This is a genomic window from Luteolibacter yonseiensis (assembly GCF_016595465.1).
Taxonomy (GTDB): domain Bacteria; phylum Verrucomicrobiota; class Verrucomicrobiia; order Verrucomicrobiales; family Akkermansiaceae; genus Luteolibacter; species Luteolibacter yonseiensis.
The window spans coordinates 157,219-164,794 of record NZ_JAENIK010000005.1; the positions used below are offsets into that span (position 1 = coordinate 157,219).

Here is a 7,576-nt window from a genome sequence, read left to right on the forward strand (position 1 = left end):
ATGGGTCGCTGTGATGGCGGCCTTTGTTTTTATTCCTCCCTCCATGAAACGTTTGCTCAAGTGTCTGGCCGTCGTGTCGTTTTCGCTGCCTTCGCCGGCCGGTGCCGGGTTGCCGGTGGATCTTTATCCCGATGCCGCGACCGGCGTGGAAAAAAGGGCCTCGGCGTTTTCATTCCCCGGGGCGTCACCTGCCACCGGCGGCACGGCCTTCGCTCCGGCATTTTCCGAACTCAAGGGCGGCAAGGTGACATTTGCGATCCCCGCGCGGATCAAGGAAGGAAAGGGGGGCAAGGCGGTCATCCGGAGCAGCTTCCCGGCGAGCCGTGACATCAGGTTCAAGATTTCGGTGGATTCCAAAAGCGGGCTGCGCCTGCCGTCCACGGTGACGCTTGCGAAGGGTAAAAAACAATGTTCGTTCGCATTCTCCTCCAAGAACGACAAGTCGGTGAACCTGACCAGGGACGTGGCGGTGGAGGTCTCGTCGGACGGTTTCCTCATCGCGAAGGCCGGTGTGACGGTGCTGGATGATGAAAAGCCGCCGGTGCTCCGGATCCAGACGCCATCCCGCGTGACGGAGGGAAAGAAGGCCGCCGAGGGCACGCTCACATTGGGCCGCGCGGTGGATGTGGACTGCCAGGTGTCGTTTGATTCCTCACCCGCAGGACAACTGGCGATCCCGCCGGTCACGATCCCGGCGGGGGAAAAATCCGTGAAATTCCAGGTCCGGGGCGTGGAGGATGGATCTTATGAAAACGACATGGACGTCGTGGCCACCGCCCGGATCGCCGGCATGGCTCCCGCCAGCGGAGTGACGAAAGTGATCGATGGCAACCCGCGCGCGATACGGCTGGATTTCCCGAAAATGCTGACCGACGGCGAGGTGGACTGGGCCTATGTGGCGCTCGGTGGAACCGTGAACCAGGACGTGGTGGTGAAGCTGGAGAGCGATGGTTCCTCCTACTTGAAAATACCCTCCCAGGTGACCATTCCGAAAGGAAGCGCCGGCACGTCCTTCAACATCGAGGTGATCGACGGATCGGTATTGGACGAGAGTCATGTGGTGCGGGTGGATGTGTCGGCACCGGGTTTTGCAGGCGCGGCTGCCAGCATCGTGGCGGTTGAAACCCTGCGCGCGGGGCGGACGTTCGTCCTGCCGCTCGCGGTTGATGACCTGGCGGGCGATCCCGTGCGGAACAGGATCTACGCCAGCGTGGGCTCCGAAGCGGACGGGCCTTATCGGGACCGCGTGGTGGCGGTGGACCCCGCGACACGGGAGGTCGTCGCGAGCGTGGACGTGGGTCCGTCACCGGGCCGGCTCGCCGTGACGAGCGGAGGAGAGGCGCTGTATGTCTGCACCCGGGATAACAGGACGATCAAAAAAATCAGGACCAGCGACTTCACCGTGGAGTCGGAGTTCCACGTGGGTGGAAGCCTTTCCAGCAGGCGGACGGCGGAACACATCTGCACCGTGCCGGGTCAGCCGGACCTGCTGGTCGTTTCGCTGAGGAGAGAGGGAGTCGCCGTCTATGACCATGGGGTTCCGCGGAACTCCCACGCCTTGGTTTCCTACCTCTACGGTGCCCGCATCGAACCTTCCGCCGATCCTGCGGTCTATTTCGTTCTTACGAGGAACCAGGATGGTGACGGCATCCTGCGCGCGCTCCAACTCTCCGCGGATGGAATGTCCCTGCTGGATGGAGTGGAGACCACGGTGACCCCATACACACAAGACTTCCGCTCCCACGGTGACATCGTGATCGATTCCGAGGGTGGGGTGCATGACGGGAAGCAGATGCGGAGGATCGGTGACCTGAACTTGGAATGGGGTGAGAGCTTTCTCACTTGTTCCGCTCCCGGGAGCGGCCGGTTTCTTGTTTACCGGAATGGAGGCAATCCCAAGGAGCGGAAGATCACGGTCCATGACGCCGCCACTCTCGCTGCCGGGAAAGAGATCGATCTGGATGATTCCTACGGATCGCCGGGCCTGATGATCCGCTGGGGGGAATGTGGTCTGGCGTTCGGCGGCGGGGAACGGCTCATCGTGACGGAAAACCGTTACCTCATGCCGGTCGCTCCTTCCGCGGGAGCTTCCGGTGGATTCGTTTCCGCGATCCAGTCCGTGACGCCCATGGTCGGCCAGACGGCGGTCCGGATCGCTGTCGAGCGGTTGATCGAAGCGGCGGAGGATGAGGAAAGAAGCACCAGGTGATCACTCCGGCACTGGTCACCCGGCACTTCGGGCACATCTTTCTTGAAAACCAGAATCTAACAAACTTTCTCCTCCTTCCCGGTATGAGTTGAAATTCCGGAAAAGTCGGGCAGGATGCGCCCCCATTGATGCACGACCACACAGACAAACTCATCGAACTCGCACTTGCCGAAGACATCGGCGGGGGCGATGTGACCTCGCTTTATTTCATTCCGGAAGGCCGCCGCGCGTGCGCGTTCGTGGCGGTCCGGCATGACGGCGTGGTCTCCGGTGTGGAGGTGGCGGCACGGGTTTTCGTCGCGGTGGATCCGGAGCTGGACGTGGAGATCCTGATCGCCGACGGCAGCCGGGTGGCCGCCGGGGCGATGCTGATCCGCGTGGAGGGCTCCGCCCGCTCGATCCTCACCGCGGAACGGACGGCGCTGAATTTCCTGCAGCGCCTGAGCGGCGTGGCCACCCTGACCGCCCGCTACGTGGAGCAGGTGAAGGGCACGAACGCCCGCGTGCTGGACACCCGCAAGACCACGCCGGGCTACCGGTTTTTGGAAAAACAGGCCGTCGTCCACGGCGGCGGGACGAACCACCGCATGGGGCTTTACGACCGGGCGATGGTGAAGGACAACCACCTCGCGGCGGAAGGCGGCGTGGAGGCGGTCCAGGCGGCCATCCATCAGCTGAAGTCCGAAAAACCGGGCGTGGAGGTGGAGCTGGAGGCGGACGAGCTGGACCAGGTCCGTGAATTTCTCGGCATGGAAGGGGTGGATCACATCCTCCTGGACAACATGTCGCTCGAGCAGCTCACGGCCGCCGTGACCCTGCGCGGCGACCGCGGCCGCCCGCAGTTCGAAGCCAGCGGCGGCGTCACTCTGAAGGAACTGAAGGAGATCGCGAGGACCGGGGTGGATTTCATCTCGGTCGGCGCGCTGACCCACTCCGCGCCATCGCTCGACATCGGGCTGGATTTCGAAAGCCTGTGAACGGAGGGGATTTCAACGGGGCGGCGGCGGGCTTTCCGGAGCCCTTCCGGTTGTTCGTCCGCGAGTCGGTGGAATCCACCAATGACGAGGTGCGCGAACTCGCCCGCATGGGAGCGCCGGACGGGGTCGTCGTGCTGGCGGAGCGCCAGACCGCGGGCCGGGGACGGCGCGGCGCGGCGTGGTTTTCACCGCCCGGTGAGTCGCTGGCGTTTTCCATCCTGGTGAAACCGCCGGAGCCGAAAGCCCTCTGGCCGCGCCTCGCGCTGGCGGCGGGCCTGGCGGTGGCGGAGGCGCTGGAATCCTCCGGTCTCACGGCGGGCATCAAGTGGCCGAACGATGTCTGGCTCGGCGGAAAAAAAGCCGCCGGCATCCTGGTGGAGGCCGGCGCGGACTTCGCGGTGGTCGGCATTGGCCTGAACGTGAACAGTACGGAATTTCCGGAAGGCGTGCGGGGGATCGCGACCTCCATGCGGATCGAGGCGGAGCGGGAATTTGAAAGGGGGGAGGTGCTGGCGGAGATCATCCGCCGTTTCGCGATCCGGCGGGCGCAGATCGACCGGGATTTCGAGGAATTGATCGCCGCCGTCCGCGTGCGTTGCGTGCTGACGGGAAAACAGGTGGCCCTCCTCACCGCCGGCGGACCGAAAACCGGGATCGTGGAAGGCATCGCCCCCGGCGGAGAACTCCTGCTGCGCACCACCGACGGACTCGAACGCCTGATGCAGGCGGATGAAGTGCGCGTGTTGGGGGACTGAGGGGAATTGAGGGGAATTGAGGGGAATTGAGGGGAATTGAGGGGAATTGAGGGGAACGACCTGAATTTCACGTAGCTAAGCCGGTTTCATCAGATTCTGACATCCCCGGAGGGGTGACGGAAATTAGCCGACGGCTCGCGCCGCCGGTTAATTTCCGTGGCCCCTACCGGGGCGGAAGATTGGAAAGGGGGGGCGCCAGCCTCGATCCCCGATCCCCGATCCCCGATCCCCGATCCCCGATCCCCGATCCCCGATCCCCGATCCCCGATCCCCGATCCTCGATCCTCGATCCTCGATCCCGCCGCGATCCCGCCGCGATCGGAATCGGAGACAATCGCTGGTTTCCATTTCGCTAATAGGTCGCCATGCTCTCCCTGATGAAACCCAGCCTCGCCCTCCTGCTCTCCGCCGCCTGCGTTTGTTTTTCCTCCTGCGCCACGGACAAGAACGCGAAGCCTGATCCGAAAAAAAACGCGAAGGACGAGAAAAAGGAGGAAAAACCCGTCGACGAGGGGCCGAAGCTCGTCGGCAAGATCGCCAGCATTCCGGCGGACCGCCGGTTCGTCCTGATCCAGCGCTACGGGGAATGGCAGGCGGAGGCCGGGGTGATCCTCACCACCCGCGGACCGGAAGGGCGCACGGCGAACCTGCGGGTGACAGGGGAGAAATTGGGCGAATTCGCCGCCGCGGACCTCCAGGCCGGGACCTTGGAAAAGGGTGATGCCGTCTATTCCCAGCACGTCCCGAAGCCCGTGACACCCGCTCCCCAGCCGGTCCCCGATCCTGAAGTGCCTCAGACTGAGGACGCTCCGTCAGAAGAAAATATTCAAAAAAATAATTAAGTTCGACGAAATTCTTTGCTTCCAAAACCTCTCGCTGCCGTGTATTTTCAAAAAGTCCCGCCTGAAAATGCTAGCGCAGTCATAAATATTTAGCTTTAGGGTTGATAACTATCTGGTTACCTAGGTAGCTTCCCTATCGCAATGGCTGTGCCCCCTTACATGTCCCGAAACATGAACACTACAACCAGCCAAAATGAAAACAATGAACGCCTCGGGCGCTTCGGTGAAAGCCGATGCGGACCGTCTTGCTGACTTCGTCCTGTTCACGCAGCGGAGTTGCATCCTGAACCTGTCCACAGAACTCAACAAGGGGAACGTCTCATTCCCCCAGTTCTTCCTCCTCACCTATCTTTCCAGCGAAGAATATCTCACGATGTCCGACATTGCGAAGAAGATGGGCCACTCCACCGCAGCCGCCACCGGTCTGGTCGACCGTTTGGAGAAGCTGTATTACGTGGAGCGCGTGCACGCTGCCGAAGATCGCCGCAAGATCATGGTACGCATCACGTCCAAGGGAACCGAACTGGTTTCCAAGATGCGCACCGAGATCGCGAACGATCTCGCCGGTATTCTGGCAGGAATGGATGAGGACCAGGCTGAATCCGTGGAACACACCAAGCGAGCCATCCATGGCCGCGCCATTGCTTGATCCATTGGTTCGCCGGACCTGATAAACCAGCTTGGCGAATCCCCAACGCCTCCGTTACTGTCCCGAAGTGACGGAGGCGTTCCCTTTTCTAAATCCACTGAATTCCATCCCCGGCGTGCGCGCCGGATGGATCGAACGGGTGCCGGACCTGCCCATCACCGGAGACCGGGATGAGGCGATGCGTCTGCTGCGTCCTCATCATGAGGAATTTGTGAGAAATTTCGCAGGCCCGGACGCCGGATGGTGGCGGGCCGAGCAGGTGCACGGCACCGATGTGGCCGCCGTCCCCGGCAGTCCGCAGGTGACGGCCCCCGACGGTCTGCCAGTGGTTCCGGGTGTGGACGGGCTCATCACCTGCCAGCCGGGGATCGTTATGGCCATTTACAATGCCGACTGCGGCGCGATCTGGCTGGCCGACAGGAAATCGGGCGCCATCGGGCTGTTGCATTCCGGAAAAAAAGGCACGGAAGGAAACATCCTCCAGGTCGCGCTCGATGAAATGGCCGCACGCTACGGCACCCGCCCGGCCGACGTGGTGGCCGTGCTCAGCCCGTGCATCCGCCCGCCGGACTACGAGGTGGACATCCCCGCCGGGATCGGCGCGCAGGCGGAACGCGCCGGCATCGGCGAATTCCTGGACTGCGGGCTGAACACCGCGGCGGACCTGAGCCGGTTTTACAGCTACCGCAAGGAACTGGGCAAAACCGGCCGCATGATGGCGCTCATTACCAAAGACATCCCCGCATGACCCCCTTCACCCTCCAGGCTCCGGCCAAGCTGAATCTCTCGCTCCGCATCCTAGGGAAACGGGAAGATGGATTCCACGAAATCGACACGCTGATGGTGAAGCTGCCGGGGCTGGCCGATACGCTGGAGTTCGGTGAATCGGACGAATTCTCGTTTTCCTGCGACGATCCCACGGTGCCGGGGGATGAGGGGAATCTCGTGGTCAAGGCGGCCCGGGCCTATGAAGCCGCCGCCGGGATTTCGTGCCGGTGCTCGATCTCCCTCCGGAAACGGGTCCCTCACGGAGCCGGACTCGGAGGGGGGAGCAGCGATGCCGCCGCCGCCTTGCTTGGCATCAACCGTCTCCATGGGTTCAAGTTGGGGGTTGAGGCCCTGCACGAAGCCGCCGCATCGCTCGGCTCGGACATCCCGTTTTTCCTGACCAGCGGCGCGTCCAGATGCACCGGGCGCGGCGAGATCATCACGCCCGTGCCCCAGCCGCCCGTGCTTCCTGTGTTGCTGCTCAAACCGGCGTTCAGTGTGCCAACACCTGATGCATACAAAAGATGGAAACAATCGTTTCAAGTTTCTGGAATCAGTTATTCACAACAAGAGGTTCAAGGGGTTGTGTTGGAAAATGACCTCGAACGGCCTGTTTTTGAGAAGCATCGCTTCCTGGCTGAGGTGAAACAGTGGCTGCTGGATCGCGATGAAACCCATGCCGCGATGATGAGTGGGTCCGGCTCCACGGTATTCGCGGTGCTGAAGGATCCCGCGGATGCGGAGTCGCTGGCCGCGGCAGCTCGATCAACGTTGGATCCCGGCTTGTGGCATTGGGCCGGCGTGACGGAGGGGTGAGGGGAATTAGTATTTGAGAGGCTGTGGCCTCCAGACTCCTTTGGTTGTGGGAGCTTGGCATTGGAAATGGCATCGTGCCGCATGGATGATGGGTGCGTTCCTATTTGGTATCGATGGAAAGGTTGTTCACATGTCGCATTGCATGAATCGATCTGAGATTTTTAGGGAATTAGATCGAAGTGGGAGGTGCTGGTAATTGCAATGAACTGATTTTCAGTATGCTGATAAAAAACAATCGATTGAAACAAGCGGTTCAATCAATTGTCTATAGACAAGTTATTCACAGGTGTGGAGCCGCCTCGAATTTCACGCAAAGGCGAATATACGGCGAGAGACTTAGTGTTTGAAACGGTTGGAGGAATGGGCCTAAAGTGATGAGCAAAGACGACGCGATCGACGCAACTCTCCTGCGGCGAGCCCTTGGACTGCGCGCAGCTTGCTGCCGCTTTCCGCAGCCAGCTTGCTGGCAAGGGGAGGCAAGGGGAGGCAAGGGGAGGCAAGGGGAGGCAAGGGGAGGCAAGGGGAGGCAAGGGGAGGCAAGGGGAGGCAAGGGGAGGCAA

The 7,576-nt window shown here is 61.7% G+C and carries 7 protein-coding genes; all 7 read left to right on the forward strand.

Translation table 11 applies throughout. The features are described from left to right. Positions 1-43: 43 nt before the first annotated feature. The 7 genes from JIN84_RS06155 to ispE all read left to right on the forward strand — a co-directional run bounded on the left by JIN84_RS06155 (position 44) and on the right by ispE (position 7,016). Positions 44-2,209, forward strand: coding sequence for a YncE family protein (locus JIN84_RS06155; protein WP_200350155.1), 2,166 nt, complete (start codon positions 44-46; stop codon positions 2,207-2,209). Positions 2,210-2,337: 128 nt separating this feature from the next. Continuing rightward, the gene (gene nadC / locus JIN84_RS06160) at positions 2,338-3,186 is read left to right on the forward strand and encodes a carboxylating nicotinate-nucleotide diphosphorylase (protein WP_200350156.1); all 849 of its coding nucleotides are present in this window, start codon (positions 2,338-2,340) and stop codon (positions 3,184-3,186) included. Next, positions 3,183-3,941: a biotin--[acetyl-CoA-carboxylase] ligase gene (locus tag JIN84_RS06165; RefSeq protein ID WP_200350157.1), complete on the forward strand. Its 759-nt coding sequence runs from the start codon at positions 3,183-3,185 to the stop codon at positions 3,939-3,941. The genes nadC and JIN84_RS06165 overlap by 4 nt, the downstream gene beginning before the upstream one ends. Before the next feature lie 377 nt (positions 3,942-4,318). Then, positions 4,319-4,783: a hypothetical protein gene (locus tag JIN84_RS06170; RefSeq protein ID WP_234043234.1), complete on the forward strand. Its 465-nt coding sequence runs from the start codon at positions 4,319-4,321 to the stop codon at positions 4,781-4,783. Between the two features lie 193 nt (positions 4,784-4,976). Further along, on the forward strand, positions 4,977-5,432 hold the full coding sequence (locus tag JIN84_RS06175) for a MarR family transcriptional regulator (protein WP_200350159.1): 456 nt from the start codon (positions 4,977-4,979) through the stop codon (positions 5,430-5,432). A 31-nt stretch (positions 5,433-5,463) separates the two neighbouring features. Continuing rightward, the gene (locus JIN84_RS06180) at positions 5,464-6,180 is read left to right on the forward strand and encodes a laccase domain-containing protein (protein WP_200350160.1); all 717 of its coding nucleotides are present in this window, start codon (positions 5,464-5,466) and stop codon (positions 6,178-6,180) included. Continuing rightward, positions 6,177-7,016: a 4-(cytidine 5'-diphospho)-2-C-methyl-D-erythritol kinase gene (ispE, locus tag JIN84_RS06185; RefSeq protein WP_200350161.1), complete on the forward strand. Its 840-nt coding sequence runs from the start codon at positions 6,177-6,179 to the stop codon at positions 7,014-7,016. Before JIN84_RS06180 ends, ispE begins: the two co-directional genes overlap by 4 nt. Positions 7,017-7,576 lie beyond the last annotated feature (560 nt).